Below are 304 nucleotides of genomic sequence, written 5' to 3' on the forward strand. Positions count from 1 at the left end.
CAAATATAATTCTTTTGTGGCACAAGAATCAAACCAATTTTCATTCCTGGCGGTGACCAGTAGGTCATGTTTGATTCCTCCTTCTATTTCAGCCGATTTTAGCTGTTTTTCCCGAATAAGCGGAATCTCTACGCCTATTTCATTCCACTCGGTACATGAAAGGGTGAGAGAACGAATGGACGAAGAGATTACAAGCTCATTCATCGGAATCCAGAAACCGAACACGAAAGTTAAGCTCTGCGGCGCCGATGGTAGTTAGGGGCTTCCCCTTGTGAGAGTAGGACGCTGCCAGGCGAATGAAAGA

The 304-nt window shown here is 45.4% G+C and carries 1 protein-coding gene; it reads right to left on the minus strand.

Annotated elements, in window-relative coordinates; genetic code table 11:
• Nucleotides 1-204, minus strand: a 204-nt coding sequence (locus GJU40_RS20900) for a hypothetical protein (RefSeq protein ID WP_212029936.1), incomplete at its 3' end; no start/stop codon positions are given.
• Between the last annotated feature and the right edge of the window lie 100 nt (nt 205-304).

Origin of the sequence: Metabacillus lacus, from assembly GCF_009674805.1 — a bacterium.
GTDB classification, from domain to species: Bacteria; Bacillota; Bacilli; order Bacillales; family Bacillaceae; genus Metabacillus_C; species Metabacillus_C lacus.